Genomic DNA, 23454 nt, shown 5'->3' with positions numbered 1-23454 from the left:
TTTAGAAATTAATTACAATGTTTACTTTTTCAATAATATCTTGATGGTTTGGTAACCATACTTCTTCAGCATCAGAGAACGGATAGATCGTATCTGCTGCTGCTACTCGTAATACAGGTGCTTCAAGATGCAGAATTGCTCTTTCTTGAATTTCAGCAACAACATTTGCTGCAACCCCTGCTTGACGTTGAGCTTCTTGCACAACAACAACACGGTTTGTTTTCTTCACAGATTCTAAAACCGTATCATAATCAATTGGTGACACCGTACGTAGATCGACAACTTCAGCACTAATTCCGTCTTTTTCAAGCTCTTCTGCTGCTTTTAGACATGCATGCACCATTGCACCGTAAGCAATTAATGTAACGTCATTTCCTTCCTTTTTCACATCTGCTTTTCCAATTTCTACTGTGTATTCCCCTTCAGGAACTTCACCACGGAAAGAACGATAAAGCTTCATATGCTCTAAGAAAATAACTGGATCATTATCGCGAATTGCTGAGATTAACAACCCTTTTGCTTCATATGGAGTTGATGGAATAACAACCTTAAGACCTGGTTGCTGTGCCATTAATCCTTCAAGTGAATCAGCGTGCATTTCAGGCGTGTGTACACCACCACCAAATGGAGCACGAACCGTAATTGGTGCTGTATGATGTCCACCAGAACGGTAGCGCATACGAGCCATTTGACCACTAATGGAATCAATTACTTCATACACGAAACCAAAGAATTGAATTTCCGGAACTGGACGGTAACCTTGTAAAGCTAGCCCAATCGCTAGACCACCTATTCCTGATTCTGCAAGAGGGGTGTCGAATACACGGTCTTCACCGAATTCATCCTGCAAACCTTCTGTAGCGCGGAATACTCCACCGTTTTGACCAACATCTTCACCAAACACAAGCACATTTTCATCATTTTTCAATTCAACGCGCATTGCATCTGTGATTGCTTGAATCATTGTCATTTGTGCCATGATTTACTTCGACTCCTTCTCTTTATAAATTTCCATTTGCTCCTGTAGATTAGATGGAAGTTCTTCAAACATATTACCGATTAAATCAGTAACCTTTTGTTTTGGTTGTTCTTCTGCTTGTTTTATTGCTTTTTTAATATCTTCTTTTGCTTCTTCAATTACTTTATTTTCATCTTCTTCTGTCCAAAGCTTCTTGCTTTCTAAGAATTTACGGAAACGAACAAGTGGATCTCGCTTTTCCCATTCGTTATCCATGTCTTCTGTACGATAACGAGTTGGATCATCACCAGACATCGTATGTGGACCGAAGCGGTATGTTAATGTTTCAATTAAAGTTGGACCTTCACCATTGATAGCACGCTCACGAGCTGCTTGTGTTGCTGCATAAACTGCTAACACGTCCATACCATCAACTTGAATTCCTTCAATACCAGCTGCAACAGACTTTTGAGCTAATGTCTTCGCATTTGTTTGTTTCTCAACTGGAACGGAAATCGCAAAGCGGTTATTTTGTACAATGAAAATTGCTGGCGCTTTGTATGCACCTGCAAAGTTAATTCCTTCATAGAAATCTCCTTGCGAAGTACCACCGTCACCTGTATATGTGATCGCAACATTTTTCTTGCCACGTTTTTTAATTCCTAAAGCAACACCAGCTGCTTGAACATATTGTGCACCAATAATAATTTGAGGGCTTAGTGCGTGTAATTCATCAGGGAATTGGTTTCCATGAAAATGCCCTTTCGAGAATAAGAAGGCTTGGTATAATGGTAGACCTTGCCAAATCAGCTGTGGAACATCACGATATCCAGGTAAAATGAAATCTTCTTTTTCCAAAGCAAATTGACTTCCTAGTTGTGAAGCCTCTTGACCTGCTGTCGGAGCATAGAAACCTAATCGACCTTGACGGTTTAAAGCAATTGAACGCTGGTCAAGGATACGTGTATAAACCATACGACGCATAAGCTCTTTCAATTCCTCATCCGATAGATCTGGCATACTATTTTTATTCACAATTTTCCCATCTTCATTTAGAATCTGGAACATTTCGAATTGACTTTCAACATTATCAAGTACATATTTCAAAATGGTTCACCTCTTCCTTTCTTATACCTTTAATATTATTGTCTTTCCTAGCCTACCCAGAATAAGGTAAATCTCTACAAAAAAATATATATTATTGATGTACCCTACTATGGTCATAATTAATCATAGCCCATATTAAATAATAACCTGTTACATAAATTATGTAAAGTTTATTGATACAATACCGCTTGCAAGTAAATCGTAACCCATTTTTTATGTTCGGTCAATAAGTTTGCCTATACATTTTAAGCAAATGAAAGGATTTACATTAAGAGTCGAGACATTTGATAACCGTTATGAACCAACTGTTATAATATAGGTTTCCATCTGTACTACTAATCTGTACCTATTGGTTGTTAATTTTTGTCGAGCAGTCCATATAATGCTTTATATATCAAAAAGGGGTGAACTTTTTAAGGTAGTATATTTAATTTCTCCTAACTGTAAAATGGATTCAGCAATATATTCAGTAACCTATCTTTCAACGTTCGAAATTGACAAATTATCTTTATTAAGTGTTTAACAAGATTATAGTTGAAGGAAACTGCGAACTAACTGCTTTGGTAGGAGCAACTGTCGCCGTCCGGGATCGCTTCAGGCGGATGCTTTCCGCGGGCACGGCTTCAGCCTCTCCGGAAGAAAACCACTTCCGGTGAGTCTTCAGACACGTGCTATTCCCGCAGGAGTCACCGCCCTACACTCACCCGGACTGGTTAAAGCAACGTTTCTGTTTCGATAAACTATGTTAGTAATAGGAAGAGGGGCAAATTTAGCGTAGGAAATACACGAAGACTTCTGCGGGTCACCCGCGAAAAGCGAAGTGTATTTCCGGAGCGGGTTTACACACAAACCATTATTACACGTTAATTGGTAGTTGGTATTTTCTATCTAGTAGCTGTAAGCCAAAAATCTTTTTGAGTAGTTTTTATTTCTATATAATAACTCAATCACACAAAAAAACAGATCCACACAGCTTATAGATGCTGTTCGTGAATCTGTCTTTAATTGAATTTATGGTTCGAGTTTATTAACTGGACAAATTGAGTGTAAAATTCAACGAATCCATTTTATTCTTCAAAAGAAACTGTTAAATCTGCGGCTTCATAAAATTCTTTCTTTAATTCATTGTATTCAACCGTGTAATTATTAAACGCTTCGTTGTGCTGTAGCACTTGCTCATAGCTTTCGTTAATTGAATTAATTTGTTCTGTTAATGTCTCTTGCTCAAGATCTTCTTGTTGAAGTATCTCATATAACTCTTGTTCTAGTTCTAAAGATTTCATATAAGCATCATTAAGTTCTTCATAGGCAGAATACCGATTATTCATCACTTCATACATCGATTCAGCAGTATCTTTAAGCCCTTCGTTTTCGATATCCGTCAGTAACGCTTCAATCTGATTGAACTCTTCTTTTGAGCTCTCAATACTATCTTTTTCTAGTCCTATTTTTTCTACACGTTGTTCAATTATTTTTAATGCTTGATTCGATAGTTCTTGAATCGTTTCGATGTCATCCATACCTAGATCAATAATTTGATCATAAATATCCTGTTCTTCTAATTCTAAGTCCGTAATTTCACGTTGTTGCTTTTCAAATTCTTCTTCAAGCGTAACTGCTTCTTCAAGATGATTATGTATCTGTTCCTCCGTAGACTGCCCATTACATGCAGCTAACAACACCATCAAGCTAATTGATAAGATAAGTAATGATTTCTTAAAATGCACGTTTCTTCCTCCCATGTCTTCTATTTATCATTAAGTATTTTTAAAGTATAACATAAACTAATCTCACATACAGTGGAGAGTTCTTTAATTAGATTACCAATGATGAGCTTGCCCTACCTTACAATGCGTATTATCCGTCAAGTGTTGTCAATTATAATTTATGATTTATTCATCGAAGTTATGTTAGAATAATACAATGGTATAGTATAAGAGAATATACTGCATTTATTTTTGGTTTAAAAGGGTCTACTAATTTCATACCATCTATTACATAGATTATAACCAGTAAGGAGTAATGATTATTATGTTAACAATGAAAGATATTGTTCGAGAAGGTCATCCCTCTCTCAAAAAAGTTGCAGCTGAAGTAGATCTGCCGATTACTGATGATGAAAAACAATTGTTAAAAGATATGTTACAATTTCTAATCAATAGTCAGGATGAGGAGATCGCAAAGAAATATGAGTTAAGAGCTGGTGTTGGGCTTGCTGCTCCTCAACTCGGAATCGAAAAAAGACTCGTTGCGATTCATTTTGAAGATTTCAATGGAAAATTGTATAGCTATGGTTTAGTGAATCCAAAAATCATCAGTCATTCTGTTGAGCAGTCCTATTTAGCAAGTGGAGAAGGATGCCTCTCTGTGGATCGTCCTGTTGAAGGCTATGTCCCAAGACACGCAAGAATTACAGTAAAGGCAACTGATTTTGATGGAAACCCAGTGAAGCTTCGTTTAAAGGGATACCCTGCTGTTGTGTTTCAACATGAGATCGATCATCTCAATGGGGTTATGTTCTATGATCGTATTAATCCAAATAATCCATTCGCAATTCCTGATAATTCCACCGCAATCGAATAAACCTGAGGTGCCTGTCATGGACGGGTACCTTTTTTCATAATTAACGCACCGTACCAAAATGTATAAGATTTCATTCCATGTAAAAGATAAAAATACAAATAGAACTTGTGTGGGTTTATGATTATTTTTTTAAAAATGATGTATTTTTATTTAAATCTTCCTCATTTCGTACTATACTGTATATAAGAGGATTGGACGGTAGAATGTTTTGTTGCTTTTTCTAGATATCTGAAGGGAGACGTGTGTCCTCATGCTGAAGCGCCTAAAAGATAAGCTGAAGAAACGGTGGAGAGACTTTTTAGGCAAAGAAGGACGTGTACCTACAACTTTTAAATAAGACTACCAAGGATGCAACCAATCACACCAACGAATGATTTAAAGACAAACTGGTATTGCGACGGAAACATGCCAGATGGAAGGCTTTACGGAAAGGTAATAACATCCAATTTAAAATGGGTTATCGCCTATGACAGGCATAGCTCCTATTAGTTGAACAAAAAAATATAGAAATTATGTTAGGAGAGATGAAATGATTTTTAAAGTTTTATATCAAGAGGAGCAGAATGAAGTTCCTGTCCGCGAACGTACAAAGAGTGTCTACGTTGAAGCGGATTCAATCAGAGAGGTAAGAAAGAAATTAAATGATCGGAAATATAACATCGAATATATCCAAGCATTAGATGAGGCACATCTAAATTACGAGAAAGAAACTGGTAAACTACAGTTGGAGAACATATAAGTTATGAAATTTGTTAAAAATGATCAAACAGCCGTTTTTGCCCTAGGTGGACTAGGCGAAATCGGAAAAAATACGTATGCTGTCCAATTCCAAGATGAAATCATTCTTATCGATGCTGGGATTAAATTCCCTGAGGATGAATTATTAGGAATCGACTATGTTATTCCTGATTATACGTACGTCGTACAAAACCAGGATAAAATTAAAGGCTTATTCGTAACCCATGGTCACGAAGACCATATTGGTGGAATTCCTTTTCTCTTGCGTGAAGTAAATGTGCCTATTTATGCAGGACCACTTGCAATCGGATTAATTCGAAATAAATTGGATGAGCACGGCTTATTGAGAAGTGCTAAATTAATTACGATACAAGAAGATGATGTTATTAAATTCCGTAAAACTTCCGTCAGCTTTTTCCGTACAACACACAGTATCCCTGATTCCTATGGGGTTGTCGTAAAAACCCCACCAGGAAATATTGTTCATACTGGTGATTTCAAATTCGACTTTACTCCCGTTGGTGAACCAGCAAATCTTACAAAAATGGCTGAAATCGGGAAAGAAGGTGTACTTTGCCTTTTATCTGATAGCACAAATAGTGAGGTACCGGGATTTACAATGTCTGAACGAGTTGTAGGTCAAAGCATTCACGATATCTTCAGCCGTGTTGATGGAAGACTGATTTTCGCAACATTTGCATCGAATATTTATCGATTGCAGCAAGTAGTAGAAGCAGCTGTTCATCACAACCGTAAAGTTGCTGTGTTTGGCCGTAGCATGGAATCCGCCATCAACATCGGCCTAGAGCTAGGTTATATCCAAGCACCTAAAGAGACTTTTATCGAAGGCAATCAAATTAACCGATTACCAGCAAATGAAGTAACCATTCTTTGTACAGGTTCTCAAGGCGAGTCGATGGCAGCACTATCACGAATCGCTAATGGCACACATAGACAAATTCAAATTATACCTGGTGACACGGTTGTATTTTCTTCATCACCAATCCCTGGAAACACCGTTAGTGTTAGCAAAACAATTAACAAATTATACCGTGCTGGCGCAGATGTTATCCACGGAAAACTAAGCAATATTCATACGTCTGGTCATGGAAGTCAAGAAGAGCAAAAATTAATGCTTCGCTTGATTAAACCAAAGTTCTTTATGCCAATTCATGGTGAATACCGTATGCTAAAAGAGCATATAAAACTAGCTGAATCTTGTGGTGTAGAACCGGATCATTCATTTATTATGGATAATGGGGATGTACTTGCACTAAGTAAAGATCAAGCTTCCATATCCGGTAAGATTCCATCTGGATCTATCTATGTTGACGGAAGTGGTATTGGTGATATTGGTAATATCGTATTGCGTGACCGCAGAATTCTTTCAGAAGAAGGTCTCGTTATTGTAGTTGTAAGTATCAATATGAAAGAATTCAAAATCGCTTCAGGTCCGGATATTATTTCACGAGGCTTTGTATACATGAGAGAATCCGAAGACTTGATTAACGAAGCGCAGAAGCTTGTATCTTCCCATTTAAATAAAGTAATGGAAAGAAGAACTACACAATGGTCTGAAATTAAAAATGAGATTACGGATACAATCGCTCCATTCCTTTATGAGAAAACAAAACGTCGACCTATGATTTTACCTATTATTATGGAAGTTTAAATTTAAAAGACATGGAAGAATTTCTTCCATGTCTTTTTTAATCATCGATTACAAGATTCCTTTCAAACCTCGAAATATCTTCGTCCGCCCCAATCACGATTAAAACATCATCTTCCTGCAATGCATCTTCAGCACTAGGCGAAACATTAATCGTTCTGCCTTGTTTAATCGCCACTATATTACAGCCATATTTTGCCCGTACATCTAAATCAATTAAGGATTTACCGATCATTCTTTTCCCAGCTTTCACCTCTACAATACTATGTTCATCCGATAATTCGAGATAGTCCAGTATGTTATGTGAAATAATACTATGTGCGATTTTCCTGCCCATATCGCGCTCTGGATGCACAACATGATGAACACCAATTTTGTCTAAAATCTTTTCATGATAATCATTTTTTGCCTTCACCGTTATTTTCTTTATCCCAAGATCAACCAGAATAACTGCTGTCAAAATACTTGCTTGAATGTTCTCACCAATCGCCACAATAACGTGTTCAAAGTTTTGAATCCCGATATCCTTTAACGTATCTTCGTCTGTTGTATCTGCAATTACAGCATGATAAGCTATCTTTTTATATTCATTAACTCGGTTTTCATCGTTATCAATTGCCAGAACTTGCTTCCCCTCTTTAGAGAGTTCCCGACAAATACTACCACCAAATCTACCAAGCCCTATAACAGCATAGTCTTTTACCATTATCTAACCCTCCAAAAATAATTCTCTGTGTCTAATATACGCCTGCAAAAGTTTAGGAGCAACTTTCACCATGAAAGCTGCCCCTAAAAGTTCATTTATATTGCATCTAACATGGTGAATTGCGACTTGACAAGCTCAAAGTATTTTCCTTGTTTAGCCATTAATTCCGAATGACTCCCCTGCTCCAAAATCCTTCCTTGCTCCAACACAAAAATTTTGTCAGATTCACGTATCGTAGAAAGGCGGTGAGCAATAATAATTGACGTTCTTCCTTTTAATAGTTTACGTAATGCTTGTTGAATTTTCACTTCGGACTCGGTATCAATACTTGCAGTTGCCTCATCCAGGATAATGATGGTTGGGTCAGCAAGTAAAGCTCGTGCAAAGGAAAGCAGTTGCCTTTCACCTGCAGATAAAATATTGCCACGCTCCTCAACCTCGGTCTGATAGCCATTAGCCAACCGCTGTATAAAGTCATCTGCACCGACAACTCTTGCAGCTTCTATGACATCTTCATCACGTGCATCCGGACGTCCAAACCGAATATTTTCCATAATCGTTCCAGAGAAAATAAATGTATCCTGTAATACAACACTAATCTTCTGCCGGAGACTATCCAGCTTCACTTCTTTTAAATCATGTCCATCGACTTTCACTGAACCTTTTGTTGGGTCATAAAATCGACTGATTAAGTTTGCAATCGTTGATTTTCCGCTTCCAGTATGCCCTACAAGTGCAACTGTTTGCCCCGCCTTGATTTCAAGAGAAATTTCATGCAGGGCTACTCGCTCCTCGTTATAAGAAAAACCAACACAGTCAAATTCGATATTGCCTTTCATATCGTATAGCGAATAGGCATTTTGTTTCTCTTCCACATTTGGCTGTTCATCTAGAAATTCAAAAATACGTTCAGAGGATGCCATTGCCATTAATAACTGATTGTACATTTGTCCAAGCCTTGAAATAGGCTCCCAAAACATACCAAGGAAAAATGCAAAAGAAACAAATGTACCAATTTCGATCGTCCCATTTAAAATCAAATAAGAACCAAAAGCGATTAATATAATTGTTCCAACTGCATCACATACCTCTACTAACGGACGAAACATTGCACTTTTTTTCGCTGCATCTTTAAAACTATTAAAAAAACCTTTGTTTACCCCATCAAAAAATTCAGCATTTTCATTTTCCTGTGAGAAAGATTGTGTAATCCGCATTCCCTGCAATCCTTCATTTAAATGTGAATTCATACGTGATTGATGCTGACGTACTTCCTGCCATGAACGACGGATCTTTCTTCGCAGCCTCGTTGAGATAAAAAACATTAATGGTATCACAATAATTACCGCTAACGCGAGTGGTGGGCTTAATACAAATAAGATCACAATTATTCCAATCAGCATAACAGCATCCATTAATAAATTAATAATCCCATTCGTAAATAGTTCTTGCAGGGAATTAATATCATTTAAAATTCGAACTAAAATGGATCCAGCTGAACGACTGTCAAAAAATCGATGAGACAATCGTTGCACATGAGAAAATAGTTTATGCCTTAGATCATAGATAACATTTTGACCAAGAATGTTCACCCATTTAATCCGTAACGTATTAGCTACATAGTTGATTAAATACATACTGGAGATACCTACAACAAGATTGACAAGTAAAGAAACATTACTTTCTTTAAGCGCTATATCAATTGCTACTTTCCCAATTAATATAGGAATGGTAAGTCTTACGATAGTTGAAATTAGCATTGCGATAATTGCTGCCGGAAGATAGTTTTTCGCATATGGTTTTACAAATTGCAGTAACCTCCCCATTTGCTGCCAATTAAATGGCTTTTCAATCGCCTGATCGACTGTATAATGAAATCGCTTTAAATGTCGGCTATCTTTATTTGCTTGTGCATTTGCCATAAATGTCACCCCCTATAAATGAACTGTGTTCATGATTTCTTCCCGGTCCTGATATTGGATATTGTAAATCCGTTCGTACGGACCATTGTTATTTACAAGAAATTCATGTGTTCCACGCTCTACAATTGCTCCATCTTCCATAACTAATATTTCATCTGCATACTTAAGAGAAGATATTCGATGTGCAATAATAAACGTTGTTCTCCCTTTCATCACTTCTCGCAATGCTTGTTGAATTTTAAATTCTGTTTCCATGTCTACTGCAGATGTAGCATCATCTAAAACAAGAATACTAGGGTTGATACAAATCGCCCGGGCAATTGCTATTCGCTGTTTTTGTCCACCAGACAGTCCCATACCACGTTCTCCAAGCATTGTTTCATAACCATTTGGCATTTCCATTATAAATTCATGTGCTTGCGCACGTTTTGCCGCATCAATGATTTGCTCCTCTGTTACATCTGGATTTCCATACGCAATATTTTCTCGAATCGATGTAGAAAATAAAAACGGTTCTTGTAATACAAAACCAATATGCTTCCTGAGATTTTTTAATTTATAATCTGATACAGATCTGCCATCAACTAGTACTTCCCCTTGCTGTGGCTCGTAAAATCGAGTTATCAGCTGTGTAATACTTGTTTTTCCAGAACCAGTTGCACCGATTAGCCCAATTACCTTTCCAGGTGGCGCATCAAAACTGATATGGGATAGTGCAGTATCGTCACCCTCAATGTAATTTAGTGTGACATCATGAAACGTAACATGACCTTTGATTGGCTTATCAATCGCATTTTCTTTTTCGACTATGTCCTCATCTGCATCTAAGATCTCAATCAGTCTTTCACCGGAAGCTTTTGCCTGTGAAAACTGATTCACGATAAATCCAAGATTCATTAATGGTCCGAGAATATACCAAACTAAACTAAAAAACGCGACGAGCTCACCCAATCTTAGATTACCTTCAATTACTAGGTATCCACCATATGCTAGTAATACGACGACACAAACATTGCCGATGAACTCCATAAACGGAAAATACTTTGCCCAAAGCGATGAGGTTTTTAAATAATTTTGTCGGTAATTATCATTATTCGATGAGAATCTGCCAATCTCAAAATCCTCTCTGGACAAGGATTTAACAGTATTCATTCCACTAATGTTTTCCTGCACCCGCGTATTTAATCGACCAAAAGATTTTCTAATTTCACGAAATGCTGGATGGACACGCCTGTCGAACTTAAATACAACGATAGCAAGAAAAGGGATAGCACCCATCGTTACGAGTGCAAGTGGAACAGAGTAATAGAACATAATGCTTAAACTGATAAAAATGAGCAATACAACACGAATTAGTTCCGCAAATCCGACAGAAAGAAAGAAGCGAAATCCTTCCACATCAGCTGTTAAACGCGACATAATGTCACCTGTTTTAGCATTATCATAATATTTAAATGCTAATCGTTGAAGCTTATCATATAACGCTTCCCTTAGTTTATAAACAGACGTCATACCGAAAAGATCTCCTAAGTATTGAAAGAAAAATGTAGAAATCCCTTTTACTACCATCAAGCCAAGAAAAGAAACACCGATCACTGGGATTAATTCATACCTAGTCTGAACAACTACTTCATCGATCGTAATTTGTAAAATAATTGGATAAACGACCGTGATAGCTGTTACAAACAATAAAAAGAATAAAGACCAGAAAAAGTGCTTCTTGTAGGGCCAATAAAAGCGCTTCAATTTTTTAAATGTCTCCATAAATATACCCACTCCCCTCTAAGTTGTTTTACCGTATTTACTAATATAACGGTTTCCGAAATAAATTGCTACATTTTTTGTTAAATATTTTAAAAATTTTTATTATGCCATTTATTCCAAAGAAAAAAGCACACCCATGGCATTTTTCAAGGTGTACTTATCTCCTATTTAGCTATTCTCTTTTAATACTCTTTCCAATCTTCTACGTAAAAGGTGAATATTTCCTGATCCAGATTGCGAATGCCGTAACATTCCGTTTTCATCAAAAACATAATAAGCTGGAACATAGCGAAAATTAAACGTAGTTGATAGTGTTTCATCCAAATCAACAAATAGAGGCTCTGTAATATTTTTCTCCAATGCCGCCTCTCTTATCGCGGGAAGATTATTATCAGATTCAGAGAGTGATGTATGAACACTAATCACCTGTAACTTTCCTTGCAACTCATCACGCAGCTGATTGATTAATGGTAATGATTTTTCACATAATTCACAGCTTATCGACCAAAAATAAATCAATGTTGGAATTTGACCAATGAGGTCCTCCGTCCTTACACCACTACTATTTATCCACGTTCCACTCTCGTCTAAGTCGGGCATACGATCATTAATTTTCAATCGCTTCACCTCCTCGCATTCGATGCCAACAATATTACGTAATGCTTTTAATACTTCCTAATTTATATATGATTGAAAGAAATCGGCTGTGCATACAATTTGCGTTTATGGAAAGAAATCAAGACAAAAGCGACAATTAATTTTCCTCCCTCAGGTGAAAATAAATTGTCGCTCTTCATTATTCGTGTAATTCAGTTTTGTTCTTTAATTCAACTTCTCATTGACCGCTTGGCAAACATCTTCAGCAGTCTGCCCCTGTGCATTAATGACTGGACCCGCGATACTTGTTGTTTGCATGCCCATCACATCTTTATCCTGCCCAGAGATGACACAGCAATCACAATGTGCTGCATCTCTTTCGGTACGTAGATCGATAATTTCATGTCCCATTTCCATTAATGCCGTTTTAATATCGGTTAAGTTTTGTTCTACAGCAATTCTTGCCATACATAACCCTCCTCCAACATATCCATTTACAATTGTAGTATCTACCATGTTGGAAACAATATACAGATTAATTGGAGAGTTTTTGAATCATATGTACGACTGCTCTCACACCGACTTCTAACGCTGCTTCATCGGGTGTAAGCTTTGCATGATGTAATCCATATGGAGAATTAACTCCAAGCCAGAACATAAAACCAGGTATTTCTTTTAACATATCTCCAAAATCCTCACCAGTCATTGCTTCAGTTGCCTCATGATACGTAATATCAATCTGATGCATTGTATCTTGAAATAGATCAACATACTGCTTGTGATTATCGACTTGAAAATAGTTTGAGCCATAATCAATAGTTATCTCACAATCATGGCTAATTTCAAATCCTTGCTTTAACTTTTCTAACTTTCCTTTAATGATAGCAAGTAAATTCGGATTTAATGTTCGAATGGTCCCTTCAAGTCTTGCTGTTTCCGCCACTGCATTTTGAACAAATCCACTTTCCATTTTTCCAACTGTAATAACAGCTGGCCCCAATGGATCTAGTCCTCGTGAAATAATTTGCTGCATTTGAACAATAAAATTACTAGCAGCCACTGTCATGTCCTTTGCAAGATGGGGGTATGCAGCATGGCCACCAAGCCCCTTAAAATCAACAAATAATTCACTTGTATTTGCAAAGAGCAACCCAGCTTTACTTGATACCGTACCAACTGGGAGCTCTGGAGCAATGTGTAATGCAAAAATGACATCCGGCTTCCATTGTTGGAACTCCACGGATTGAAGCATCGGTAACGCTCCACCAGGTCCCTCTTCTGCCGGCTGAAAAATAAACACTACATCGTCTTCCAATTTTTGATCAATTACGTGCTTCATTGCCCCAAGCGCAATTGTCATATGGAAATCGTGCCCACAGGCATGCATGTTTCCAGCGTGTGTTGATTGAAATGCCAATTCTGTGGACTCTGTAATTGGCAATCCATCCATATCGCAGCGAAAACCAATCCTTTTTTTCGCTGCAGAACCAGCTATTTTAACAAGAATTCCAGTTTTCCACGTCTTTACGAAAACACGATCATTGCGTATTGCTTCAATTTTTTTTAATACATATTGCTGTGTTTTAAACTCTTGAAATCCTAATTCTGGAATTTGATGCAATTCTCTTCTGATTTCCTGTAGTTCCTTCATATTTATCACGCTCGCCTACTTAGTTATCTAGTTTACGAAGCTCCTGTTTAATTTCTGTTTTTAATTTTGTTTGCTCATCAATTTCTTTTAGTACTTTAGCTGGTGTACCACCGACAAGTGTGTATGGTGCAACATCCTTTGTTACGATTGCCCCTGCAGCAACAATAGCACCCTTCCCAATTGTTACACCTTCTAGAACAACTGCATTTGCACCAATTACAACATCGTCCTCAACAATAACTGGCTTAGCTGAAGGCGGCTCAATAACACCTGCAAGTACTGTACCAGCACCGATATGACAATTTTTACCTATCGTAGCTCGTCCACCAAGCACAACATTCATATCGATCATTGTACCATCACCAATGACAGCCCCAATATTAATCGAAGCCCCCATCATAATAACCACACCATCACCTATTTCAACTTGATCACGAATAATTGCACCTGGCTCAATGCGAGCATTAATCCCTTTAAGATCTAATAATGGAATCGCTGAATTTCTACGATCATTTTCAACAACATAATCTGTAATGGAGGATTTATTCTGTTCCAAGAACGCCTGAATGCTGCTCCATTCTCCGAATAAAACGCCAGTTTGACTTTCTAGAAATGCTTGAATTGAATCATCCATGTCGAGGTCTTTTAAACTACCTTTGATGTAAACCTTAACTGGTGTACTTTTCTTGCTTGTTGAGATAAAGCTGATTATTTCATTTGCATCCATTATGTTCATTTTTTTCTCCTCCTGATAAAAAAGCTATTTTATACTTTAACAGAGTGGTTTTCTCCTCGCAATAATTTTAATAAAAAAACACCCCAAAGTTAGATAATTAACTAACTTTGGGGTGCAGGAGTTTCTATTTATTTTTTATACGAGTTCATATAAATATCTTTTTTCAGCTGTTTTAAGATGGCTCTTCTTGTTAAAATACCATCGAAATAACCGTCCTGATCCACTAAACAGACAAAAGCGTGATCAATAACTGCATTTAATCCATCTAAGAGTGAGTGCTCCCTTGTTAGAGTTGGTATATCACTACTCATCACTTCTTTAACACGCATTTCGGAAAGCTTTTCAATTTCAAAACGTTCCATGCCTAAAATCTGATTTAAGATAGCCGTTTTCCCGATGATTCCAACAAATTTATACGATGCATCCAGCACTGGAACAGCAGAATAACCAGATTTCACCAATACTAACAATGCATGCTCTAATGGATTATTTAACTGTACATGGGCAACTTTCTCTGATGGAATCAACAATTCATCCACCGAGATATTAGCAAATTCCTTATCTTGAATAATACTCATTAACCATACGCCCCTTTATAAATCTATTCTATTTATTCGTAACTTCAATTTAGATTGAGCCTATATAATTCGACTTGCCACCATCTCTATATTACCATAACTATAATTTGGATACATCTTATAACAAGCAACAGTTGCAAAAACTGCGCACACATTTTATAATATGAACATATGATCATATATTATAGAGGTGAATCAAGTGCAAGCATACCAACCAATTGACGAGCATTTAATTGAACAAGTATCACAAACATTTAAAGCACTATCAGACCCTACAAGGATTAAAATTCTACATTTACTGTTTCAAAAAGAGTGCTCGGTTAACGAAATCGCTGAACATTTGAATATGAATCAGTCAACGATTTCACATCAACTAAAATATTTAAAACAGATGCATCTTGTAAAAAAACGAAGGGAAAAGACAATGTATTACTACTCACCCGATGATGAACATGTCATGATCCTTTTGGAGCAAACTATTAAACATACAAAGCATACAACTTAGGAGGAGGACTAATATGGGACACCATCACGATCATGGTCACGAACATTCACATGGACATCACCACCATACAAGCAATACGCGTGTACTATTCTGGAGCTTTATTCTTATTTTCACGTTTATGATTGTTGAAGCAATTGGTGGAATACTTACAAATAGCCTTGCACTACTTTCTGATGCAGGTCATATGCTAAGTGATGCGGCAGCTCTAGGTCTAAGTCTACTCGCATTTAAAATAGGTGAGAAAAAAGCAACTGGAAACAAAACGTTTGGTTATAAACGCTTTGAAATTATTGCTGCATTTATTAATGGACTAACGTTAATTATCATTTCCCTTTATATATTCTATGAAGCTTTCCATCGGTTTGCTGAACCCCCAGAAGTAAGTGGGAGCATGATGATTATTGCGTTTATTGGATTGTGTGTCAATATACTCGTTGCTTGGCTACTGATGCGTGGTGACGCAAAGGAAAACCTAAATATCAGAAGTGCACTGCTCCACGTTCTTGGTGATTTACTTGGGTCCGTGGGTGCTCTTACTGCAGGTTTATTCATTATTTTGTTCGGATGGAATATCGCTGATCCAATTGCAAGTGTACTTGTAGCTATTTTGATTGTCATTTCAGGATTCCGCGTAACAAGAGACTCTTTGCATATTTTGATGGAGGGTAAACCAGCGAATATTGACGTTGACTTATTAAAGAATAGTCTGATGGAATTAAACGGAGTCGAAGATGTTCATGATATCCACGTTTGGTCCATTACATCTGAATTTCCATCCATGAGCTGCCATCTTGTTGTTGATAAAACGGTTGACCGTGATCAACTTTTACAAACGGCTAATGACAAAGTTAAAACACAATTTAACATTAATCATAGCACCTTTCAAATCGAAGGGATTGGTACGCATTTCCATAACAGTTGTGATTCCTGTGATTGATTGTATAATGAACAATGGATGGTTTACTACTATATATATGCCTAACCTTAAAGGGGTACCTAATGAAAATACACAAATTCAGTAAAAATGAAGAAATTGTAAATGCAATCACCCATGGAATTGGTGCACTTTCGAGTATTGTAGGATTAATATTATTAATTGTTTATACGATTCCAACCGGAAACCCATGGCAAATCACGTCAGGTATTATTTTCGGCAGTACGATGCTCATCATGTACCTTTGCTCAACGATTGTCCATAGTTTACCTGAAGGGAAATGGAAGGACATCTTCCAGGTTTTTGACCATTCAGCGATTTATTTGTTTATCGCAGGTTCGTATACCCCTTTCCTCCTTATACATTTGAGGAGTGATATAGGCTGGATTTTATTTGGAATTATATGGGGTATTGCCATTTTGGGAATAGCTTTTAAAATATTTTTTGTCAAACGCTTTGTTGTCCTATCAACACTTTTTTATATTCTGATGGGCTGGCTCATTGTTCTTGTTTGGGAGCCATTAACTGCTGTATTACATGAAACAGCAATTATGCTGCTTATGACAGGCGGTCTCTTCTACACCGTCGGCACCATATTTTATGTATGGCGCAGCTTTAAATATCACCATGCAGTGTGGCATCTTTTCGTTCTAGCAGGATCTGCATTTCACTACGTTACCATTTTTTATTATGTGCTTTAAGTTGTTCACTGCAACAGTCTCAACTTTCAATTCAATAAAAATAATATAAACTGCGAGCTGACTGCACATTACGTCGCACTTTCCTTCAAATAAGACAACAATTTGATTTAGTAAACGCAGTATTCGCCGAGCCCTTAGCAAACGTAATAATCAGTTAAACGTATTAACTCCTATTTAGTTAATACGTTTTTGTTTATTTCCGAAAATTCTGCACAAATCAATTATACGTAAACGATTGAATAATGTCAATTAATCGAAGAGTGAATGATAACGAGTAGAATAAAAGATTCCTTTATTTTATTTTTATCCTACCTTGTATTCGTGCTATAATTTTACCATCTGTTTAATGATTCGAGAAAGGTATGACAAAGATGAATCGACGCTCTTTTATTAAAAAATCTGTAGGAAGTCTACTTGCTTTCATTGGTCTTAGTGGTGGCACCTACTATTACTCTAAAGAAATTGAAACACACTTACTAAAAATTACGAAAGAAACTATTTCTTCACCTAAAATAGATTCCGTTTTTAACAATTTTAAAATTGTTCAGTTTTCAGATACACATATCGGCTTTCATTATTCCTTAAACCAACTAAAAGAACTTGCAATGAAAATAAATGCACTAAACCCCGATTTGATTGTTTTTACAGGTGACCTTGTTGATGAGCCAAATAATTACCACTGGACCCCAGAGCTAAACAACATTCTCCAATCCATGCAAGCAACCTACGGGAAATATTGGATATATGGAAACCATGATCATGGCGGTTATGGAACGGATATTGTCTATGATGTGATGGAACAAGCAGAATTCCACCTACTTCAAAACACACATGCTATGATTACGAAGGATAACTCCCAATTTACGCTTGCAGGTGTTGATGATGTAATGCTCGGAAAACCCGATTTGAGCGCCGCTTTAAACGAATTAGATCCAAACCTTTTCACTTTACTGCTCGCCCATGAACCTGATTACGCGGACACTACCGCTAAATTCCCTGTCGATGTACAACTGTCTGGTCATAGCCACGGTGGTCAAGTTCGATTTCCATTTATCGGAGATTTGTACACGCCACTACTTGCAGAAAAATATGTACAAGGTAAATATTATTTAAACGATGAAAAACTTAAGCTATTTGTAAATAGTGGAATCGGTACGACAAGGTTACCGTATCGTTTCCTTTGTAAGCCAGAATTGCATGTTTACACATTACAAAATGATCAAGTATAAATGAAGTTTCATTCAATGGGGGCCCTCTTCCCCCCTGCCTTCACGTATTTTCGCCGTCCTATGCTTAACTGTGGGGATACTGCCTGTTGATGCGTAATAAAATTGTCATAAAGTATTCATTGGAATAACTAACTTATTAAATAGGTAATGGTATACTTACTTTAAGTATGTATAGTAAGTTATAACAAGTCTTTTCAATTACTTCGTAGCTTTAGCTTTGGAAAGGAGTTTCTAATGAAGCAATTATTTATACTTTTAGGACTGAGTATACTTTTATCAGCTTGCGGAGGATATGCAATTGATTCAAACATATCTGAAACAGTTGCAGATTTTGAGTTCACAACGCAAGATAATGAAACATTAAACCTTGATGATTTAAAAGGTGAATGGTGGATTGCTGATTTCATCTTTACAAATTGTACAACCGTATGCCTACCAATGACCGCCAACATGGCTACATTACAAACCAAACTTGAAGATGAAGGAATTGATGCAAAGCTCGTATCATTTAGTGTCGATCCTGACTTTGATTCCCCAGAAGTTTTAAAAGCATATGGTGAGAGTTACGGTGCAAACTTCGATAACTGGTTCTTCCTTACTGGATATGATTTTAATACGATTAAAGAGCTTTCTGTTAATTCTTTTCGTAACCTTGTTGAACAACCACCTGAGGGGTCTGACCAAGTATACCATGGCACACGCTTTTTCCTTGTAAGCCCTGAAGGTGAAGTAGTGAAATACTATGGCGGTATAGAGTCAAGTGAAATAGATTTAATTGTTAATGACTTAAAGAAGGTTCAATAATCGATGTTCTTTACCCCTGAAGAGTGGAAGGCAAATCTTCCACTCTTCATTTTCTATTTGGCAAAAAATAATTTGCTAGCTATGAAAACATTTCATCTCATACAGAAATAAAAATAGATATTTATTTGCCACCGGACAAGCTTTAGGTTACGATGGATTGAGAATTAATTTACAGAAAGGAGACAAATGAATGAAGCAGGACATACCGTTGCAAGACTTGGCTCAAGCTCTTTTCACTATTAATCGTCATGCCAAAACAGCCCCTGAGCCAAAGCATTTGTATCAAATAAAAAAAGCAACTATCAACAAATTATTGGAAGAAAATAGAGCGGAGAAAATAGGTTTACATTTTTCAGATCACCCAAAACGAAGTAATCAACATTCAACATTACTCGTAAAAGTAGATAATTATTATTTCCATATACCTCCATCAAAGGAAGACTTCAAACAGCTAAAGCATCTTGGTTCCCTTGATCAAAATTATCGGAATCCCCAATCGAAGATGTCTTTATCACAGGCGAAGCGAATTGTCTACCAATTTATTGATTGGAAACCGGAAAAGAAAGAGCAGCATAGGCAAAAAAGTTACACTTCATCCTACTATACTCCTTCCTCGCTAGGAAAAATGGAATGGCCTCCAACTAGATCACGTCGTAATTAGTAACACTGACTCCTGAATGTTTATTCCTTATTGATTTAAGGGTATCACACAATCAAAGGAGGAGTTTACCATGCAAGAGCTTCAGGATTTTGTGTATGAATTGCAGCGCTATGCAGATCAAACACACAACTTGAAGGACACATTTGAGAAGCTATCTGAAACAGAAAAAGAGCTAGTAATGACTGTAGCCCCGCCAAGCTTAAAAGCACCTAACGAGTACTTTCAACCCGTATATGAGTGGCTAGAGGCTATTCATCGATTAAGAGAGTAAAATGTACAAGCACATCGCAGCAATCCCTGCATGTGCTTGTTTGATTTTGTATAAACTGTAGTTTTTAATTTTTGATTGGATTCATCTAATTTAAAATAAAACGCTTGATCAATATAGCTATTGATAAAAGAATTCCAAATAAAGATATACTTTGAAGCGCAATTTTTGCTACAGCCATCCCGTTCCCCACTATTAAATCTATTCCGGAAACGATAGCTATAATGAGCAAGCTACTTATGCTATAGATAAGAAGTCTATCAAATTTCATTTGAACGACCCATTTAATCAGTGCTTTCACACAAAAATAGAGAATCAGAATACAGACAATACCACAAAACAAATAAATATAATTCGCATCTATTCCAATATTGCCAATATGAATAAACGACATCAGTTCAACGTGCTGCAACCTATCCCCTTCTTTCCTAAACTATTCATTTATCCATTTTCTCCAATGCTTTTACTGTCTATACCATTATTGGGTACATTTTTTTGATATAATCACAATTATATACAAAGGATAAAGGAGGGAATATTAGTTGAACAAACCTATACTATTCATTATTCTTGGTGCTGCGCTCTGGGGAACGATTGGCTGGTTTGTAAAGCAACTTTATGCGTTTGGATTCACCCCGATGGAAGTTGTTACTTTACGGGTATGGTCTTCAGCTATTATATTAATTATATACATGTTTATGCGCTCACCGAGCAACCTAAAGTTAAAGCATTATAGCGATATGAAGTATTTCATTGGAACCGGAGTATGTAGTATCATTTTCTTTAATTACTGTATGTTTACTGCCATTGAATTGTCTACCATACCGATAGCTACTGCACTGTTATATACTGGGCCAGCTTTTGTAATGATTATTTCCTTTTTCTTATTTAAAGAACCTTTCACGCAGATCAAAGTAATTGCCCTTTTTATGACTTTACTCGGCACGTGTTTCGTGGTTGGTTTATCACCAGGGAATTTAAACAACCTTGACTTTGTTAGTATTTTATTTGGTCTTGGTTCTGGATTAGGGTATGCACTGTACAGCATTTTCAGTAAATTTTCATTGAAAAAGTATTCAAGTCTACAAGTAACATCATTTACATTTATTGTTGCTGCAGTAGCACTTCTACCCTTTTTCCCTTATCAGGAAAAAATCTCATTGCTGTTTAATGGGGCTACGTTATTTTATGCCGTAGGGCTTGGTCTTTTTCCAACTGCATTGGCATACATACTCTACACGAATGGTTTACAGTACACAGAAGCTTCAAAAGCTTCCATTCTATCAACTGTCGAGCCGGTCGTAGCGACACTCATCGGAATCTTTATTTTTTTAGAGCCTTTCACATACCTACAAATGCTTGGTATGGGATGTATTATTGGAGCTGTTTTTATTGTTCAGCTCTATGGAAGAAGAAAACTATCCTATCAACAATAGAATAGTTCCTTTCTCTAATGTTTAGCCCACCCATTACATGCACACAGGCTGTTATCACACAAAAAAGCAGGAATGTTTTCACACCCCTGCTTTATGAATCTTCTTAACGATTCATTTCAAGATCATTATCTCGAAGAGCTTTTACATTAGCTTCTTGCCTTTTCTCTAAACGCATCTCTATTTGTGTAATTCTCTCTTCATCATTTAATAGATCTTGCTTATTTTGTTTAACAAGTTGTTCAAAGTTTAATGCTCTAGGTCTCATCTGTTACACTCCTTATTATGTTCTAATTCTATTATACATTAAATTTATCGTTATAAATCGAAATTATTTGAACATTTTATTAAAAAATTGTCACACTTCTTCAAAATTTTGTCATATTTTAAGAAAAGGCGGTAATTCTATGCATTCTTTAATCAATAACAATGTTAAAAATATCCAAATCTCAGGTATCCGACGTTTTTTTCAAATGGTTGCAAACGAAACAGATGTAGTCCAACTCACAATTGGTCAACCTGACTTCCACACACCGGATTATGTAAAAAACGCAGCTTCAAATGCGCTATTTCAAAATAAAACAGCGTATACACACAATGCAGGTATTCTCGAATTAAGAAAAGCAATCGCATCATTCAATGAGACGAACTACGGAATTAGTTATGATCCTACTTCAGAGATTATTGTAACCACTGGAGCTTCACAGGCAATTGATATTGCATTTCGTACGATTCTTTCTCCTGGAGATGAAGTTATTTTGCCTGGACCAATCTATCCAGGGTATGAACCATTAATTACACTCGCTGGAGCAAAGGCTGTTTTCGTTGATACAACGAGTTCTAATTTTAAATTAACCAAACAAGCACTAGCTGAACATATTACAACCAAGACAAAATGCGTTGTTCTACCTTATCCCTCAAACCCCACTGGTGCATCTTTTACAAAAGCGGAATTACTAGAATTAACCAATGTGTTGAAGGATAAAGACATTTTCATTCTCGCAGATGAAATATACAGTGAGTTAATTTTTGACAGGGAGCATATTTCCATTGCAAGTTTTCCATCCGTAAAAAATAAAACGATCGTTATCAACGGTTTATCTAAATCACATTCCATGACAGGATTTCGTATCGGTTATGTGCTTGCCCCTGCCTGGATAAGTGAGCATATGTTAAAGGTACATCAATATAATGTTTCATGTGCCTCTTCCATTAGTCAATATGCAGCACTAGAAGCATTGACACATGATTCAGACAGTGTTCAGCTAATGCGAGAAGCATACAAAAAAAGAAGAGACTATGTTTATGAACGTTTAAATCAAATGGGATTACCCGTAAGAAATCCAGACGGAGCCTTTTACTTTTTTCCTAAATTCCCAATTAAGGAAATGAGTTCACTTGAGCTCGGAATAGCTCTCGTCCAAAAAGAAAAAGTGGCTTTAGTTCCCGGTGATAGTTTTTCTTCGCTGGGAGAAGGATACATGAGATTATCATATGCCTATAATCTGGATACCCTTACAGAAGGTCTAAACCGAATAGAATCCTTTTTACAAAATGAGCATTTAGTGTAACCCCACATGTCCCGTAGCTTAGCTTTTCGTTGATTATTTTTCTTGTTTTACTTTTTCATAGAGGTTTAATAACCGATCAAGTTCTTGACTGATGTAGACAGATTCATTATCCGTAAATCCTTTTTGTAGAGCTACATCAGTCATCTTCTTACGCAAAAATTCAATACGACTAAGAATATTTTCTGTAGATTCCATTTAAAATAACATTCTCCATTCCTTAATTAAATCTAATTTTCAATTATTTCCAATGGTAAAAGGCGCCCCATATAAGCTGATTTCTTCACCAAAACGAAACAAACGTTCCTGACATAACTTAGTATACTATTTATAATTAAAATT

General features: G+C 36.6%; 26 protein-coding genes. 12 read left to right on the top strand and 14 right to left on the bottom strand.

Annotation, left to right across the window (positions count from 1 at the left end):
* Position 1: 1 nt before the first annotated feature.
* From F1560_RS06620 to F1560_RS06610, 3 genes are all read right to left on the bottom strand, one after another.
* Positions 2-979 (bottom strand): alpha-ketoacid dehydrogenase subunit beta, encoded by a 978-nt coding sequence (locus F1560_RS06620; protein ID WP_149473848.1) that lies wholly within the window; start codon positions 977-979, stop codon positions 2-4.
* A gap of 3 nt (positions 980-982) precedes the next feature.
* Positions 983-2026 (bottom strand): pyruvate dehydrogenase (acetyl-transferring) E1 component subunit alpha, encoded by a 1044-nt coding sequence (gene pdhA / locus F1560_RS06615; RefSeq protein WP_245347735.1) that lies wholly within the window; start codon positions 2024-2026, stop codon positions 983-985.
* Between the two features lie 1106 nt (positions 2027-3132).
* Positions 3133-3792 (bottom strand): YkyA family protein, encoded by a 660-nt coding sequence (locus tag F1560_RS06610; RefSeq protein WP_149473846.1) that lies wholly within the window; start codon positions 3790-3792, stop codon positions 3133-3135.
* Positions 3793-4096: 304 nt separating this feature from the next.
* Here F1560_RS06610 and def point away from each other — a divergent pair, with 304 nt between their 5' ends.
* The 3 genes from def (at position 4097) to rnjA (ending at position 7058) form a co-directional block, all read left to right on the top strand.
* Entirely contained in the window at positions 4097-4648 is a 552-nt protein-coding gene (gene def, locus F1560_RS06605; protein ID WP_149473845.1) for a peptide deformylase, read from the top strand.
* Between the two features lie 529 nt (positions 4649-5177).
* Entirely contained in the window at positions 5178-5387 is a 210-nt protein-coding gene (locus F1560_RS06600) for a DNA-dependent RNA polymerase subunit epsilon (RefSeq protein ID WP_149473844.1), read from the top strand.
* A gap of 3 nt (positions 5388-5390) precedes the next feature.
* Positions 5391-7058, top strand: a complete 1668-nt coding sequence (gene rnjA, locus F1560_RS06595; protein ID WP_149473843.1) for a ribonuclease J1 — start codon at positions 5391-5393, stop codon at positions 7056-7058.
* A gap of 37 nt (positions 7059-7095) precedes the next feature.
* Here the strand turns inward: rnjA and F1560_RS06590 are convergent, their stop codons facing one another.
* From F1560_RS06590 to cbpB, 8 genes are all read right to left on the bottom strand, one after another.
* Positions 7096-7761, bottom strand: a complete 666-nt coding sequence (locus F1560_RS06590; protein ID WP_149473842.1) for a potassium channel family protein — start codon at positions 7759-7761, stop codon at positions 7096-7098.
* Between the two features lie 95 nt (positions 7762-7856).
* The gene (locus tag F1560_RS06585; RefSeq protein ID WP_149473841.1) at positions 7857-9683 is read right to left on the bottom strand and encodes an ABC transporter ATP-binding protein; all 1827 of its coding nucleotides are present in this window, start codon (positions 9681-9683) and stop codon (positions 7857-7859) included.
* A 12-nt stretch (positions 9684-9695) separates the two neighbouring features.
* Entirely contained in the window at positions 9696-11447 is a 1752-nt protein-coding gene (locus F1560_RS06580; protein WP_149473840.1) for an ABC transporter ATP-binding protein, read from the bottom strand.
* A gap of 168 nt (positions 11448-11615) precedes the next feature.
* Positions 11616-12065 (bottom strand): TlpA family protein disulfide reductase, encoded by a 450-nt coding sequence (locus F1560_RS06575; RefSeq protein WP_149473839.1) that lies wholly within the window; start codon positions 12063-12065, stop codon positions 11616-11618.
* A 204-nt stretch (positions 12066-12269) separates the two neighbouring features.
* Complete coding sequence (locus tag F1560_RS06570; RefSeq protein WP_149473838.1) at positions 12270-12512, bottom strand: YkuS family protein; 243 nt, start codon at positions 12510-12512, stop codon at positions 12270-12272.
* 67 nt (positions 12513-12579) lie between these two features.
* Positions 12580-13695, bottom strand: a complete 1116-nt coding sequence (locus F1560_RS06565) for an N-acetyldiaminopimelate deacetylase (protein ID WP_149473837.1) — start codon at positions 13693-13695, stop codon at positions 12580-12582.
* A gap of 19 nt (positions 13696-13714) precedes the next feature.
* Positions 13715-14431, bottom strand: a complete 717-nt coding sequence (gene dapD, locus F1560_RS06560; RefSeq protein WP_149473836.1) for a 2,3,4,5-tetrahydropyridine-2,6-dicarboxylate N-acetyltransferase — start codon at positions 14429-14431, stop codon at positions 13715-13717.
* A 128-nt stretch (positions 14432-14559) separates the two neighbouring features.
* On the bottom strand, positions 14560-15009 hold the full coding sequence (gene cbpB / locus F1560_RS06555; protein ID WP_149473835.1) for a cyclic-di-AMP-binding protein CbpB: 450 nt from the start codon (positions 15007-15009) through the stop codon (positions 14560-14562).
* 199 nt (positions 15010-15208) lie between these two features.
* Between cbpB and F1560_RS06550 the strand changes: the two genes are divergently transcribed.
* The 7 genes from F1560_RS06550 to F1560_RS06520 all read left to right on the top strand — a co-directional run bounded on the left by F1560_RS06550 (position 15209) and on the right by F1560_RS06520 (position 20114).
* Entirely contained in the window at positions 15209-15514 is a 306-nt protein-coding gene (locus F1560_RS06550) for an ArsR/SmtB family transcription factor (RefSeq protein ID WP_149473834.1), read from the top strand.
* Between the two features lie 13 nt (positions 15515-15527).
* Positions 15528-16451, top strand: coding sequence for a cation diffusion facilitator family transporter (locus F1560_RS06545; protein WP_149473833.1), 924 nt, complete (start codon positions 15528-15530; stop codon positions 16449-16451).
* A 62-nt stretch (positions 16452-16513) separates the two neighbouring features.
* Positions 16514-17149 carry a PAQR family membrane homeostasis protein TrhA gene (trhA, locus tag F1560_RS06540; protein ID WP_149473832.1) on the top strand — a complete coding sequence of 212 codons (636 nt, stop codon included), beginning with the start codon at positions 16514-16516 and terminating at the stop codon, positions 17147-17149.
* A gap of 371 nt (positions 17150-17520) precedes the next feature.
* The gene (locus F1560_RS06535) at positions 17521-18378 is read left to right on the top strand and encodes a metallophosphoesterase (protein WP_149473831.1); all 858 of its coding nucleotides are present in this window, start codon (positions 17521-17523) and stop codon (positions 18376-18378) included.
* Between the two features lie 234 nt (positions 18379-18612).
* Positions 18613-19182, top strand: coding sequence for an SCO family protein (locus F1560_RS06530; protein WP_149473830.1), 570 nt, complete (start codon positions 18613-18615; stop codon positions 19180-19182).
* 190 nt (positions 19183-19372) lie between these two features.
* The gene (locus F1560_RS06525) at positions 19373-19843 is read left to right on the top strand and encodes a YkyB family protein (RefSeq protein ID WP_149473829.1); all 471 of its coding nucleotides are present in this window, start codon (positions 19373-19375) and stop codon (positions 19841-19843) included.
* Positions 19844-19913: 70 nt separating this feature from the next.
* On the top strand, positions 19914-20114 hold the full coding sequence (locus tag F1560_RS06520; protein WP_149473828.1) for a hypothetical protein: 201 nt from the start codon (positions 19914-19916) through the stop codon (positions 20112-20114).
* A gap of 85 nt (positions 20115-20199) precedes the next feature.
* On the opposite strand, the gene F1560_RS06515 is transcribed toward F1560_RS06520, so the two are convergent.
* A complete protein-coding gene (locus tag F1560_RS06515; RefSeq protein WP_149473827.1) occupies positions 20200-20523 on the bottom strand; it encodes a hypothetical protein in 324 nt (107 codons plus the stop codon).
* 130 nt (positions 20524-20653) lie between these two features.
* Between F1560_RS06515 and F1560_RS06510 the strand changes: the two genes are divergently transcribed.
* The gene (locus tag F1560_RS06510) at positions 20654-21547 is read left to right on the top strand and encodes a DMT family transporter (RefSeq protein ID WP_149473826.1); all 894 of its coding nucleotides are present in this window, start codon (positions 20654-20656) and stop codon (positions 21545-21547) included.
* Positions 21548-21650: 103 nt separating this feature from the next.
* Here the strand turns inward: F1560_RS06510 and F1560_RS06505 are convergent, their stop codons facing one another.
* A complete protein-coding gene (locus F1560_RS06505; protein WP_149473825.1) occupies positions 21651-21812 on the bottom strand; it encodes an FbpB family small basic protein in 162 nt (53 codons plus the stop codon).
* A 139-nt stretch (positions 21813-21951) separates the two neighbouring features.
* On the opposite strand from F1560_RS06505, the gene F1560_RS06500 reads away from it, so the two are divergent.
* Positions 21952-23115: an aminotransferase A gene (locus F1560_RS06500; RefSeq protein WP_149473824.1), complete on the top strand. Its 1164-nt coding sequence runs from the start codon at positions 21952-21954 to the stop codon at positions 23113-23115.
* A 33-nt stretch (positions 23116-23148) separates the two neighbouring features.
* Here F1560_RS06500 and F1560_RS06495 read toward each other — a convergent pair whose 3' ends face one another.
* Complete coding sequence (locus F1560_RS06495; protein WP_149473823.1) at positions 23149-23310, bottom strand: aspartyl-phosphate phosphatase Spo0E family protein; 162 nt, start codon at positions 23308-23310, stop codon at positions 23149-23151.
* Between the last annotated feature and the right edge of the window lie 144 nt (positions 23311-23454).

The sequence above is a fragment of the Oceanobacillus polygoni genome (assembly GCF_008304605.1).
Lineage (GTDB): Bacteria > Bacillota > Bacilli > Bacillales > Amphibacillaceae > Oceanobacillus > Oceanobacillus polygoni.
The sequence above is the reverse complement of the archived record's forward strand: the minus strand, read 5'-3'. Positions and strand labels throughout refer to the sequence as shown.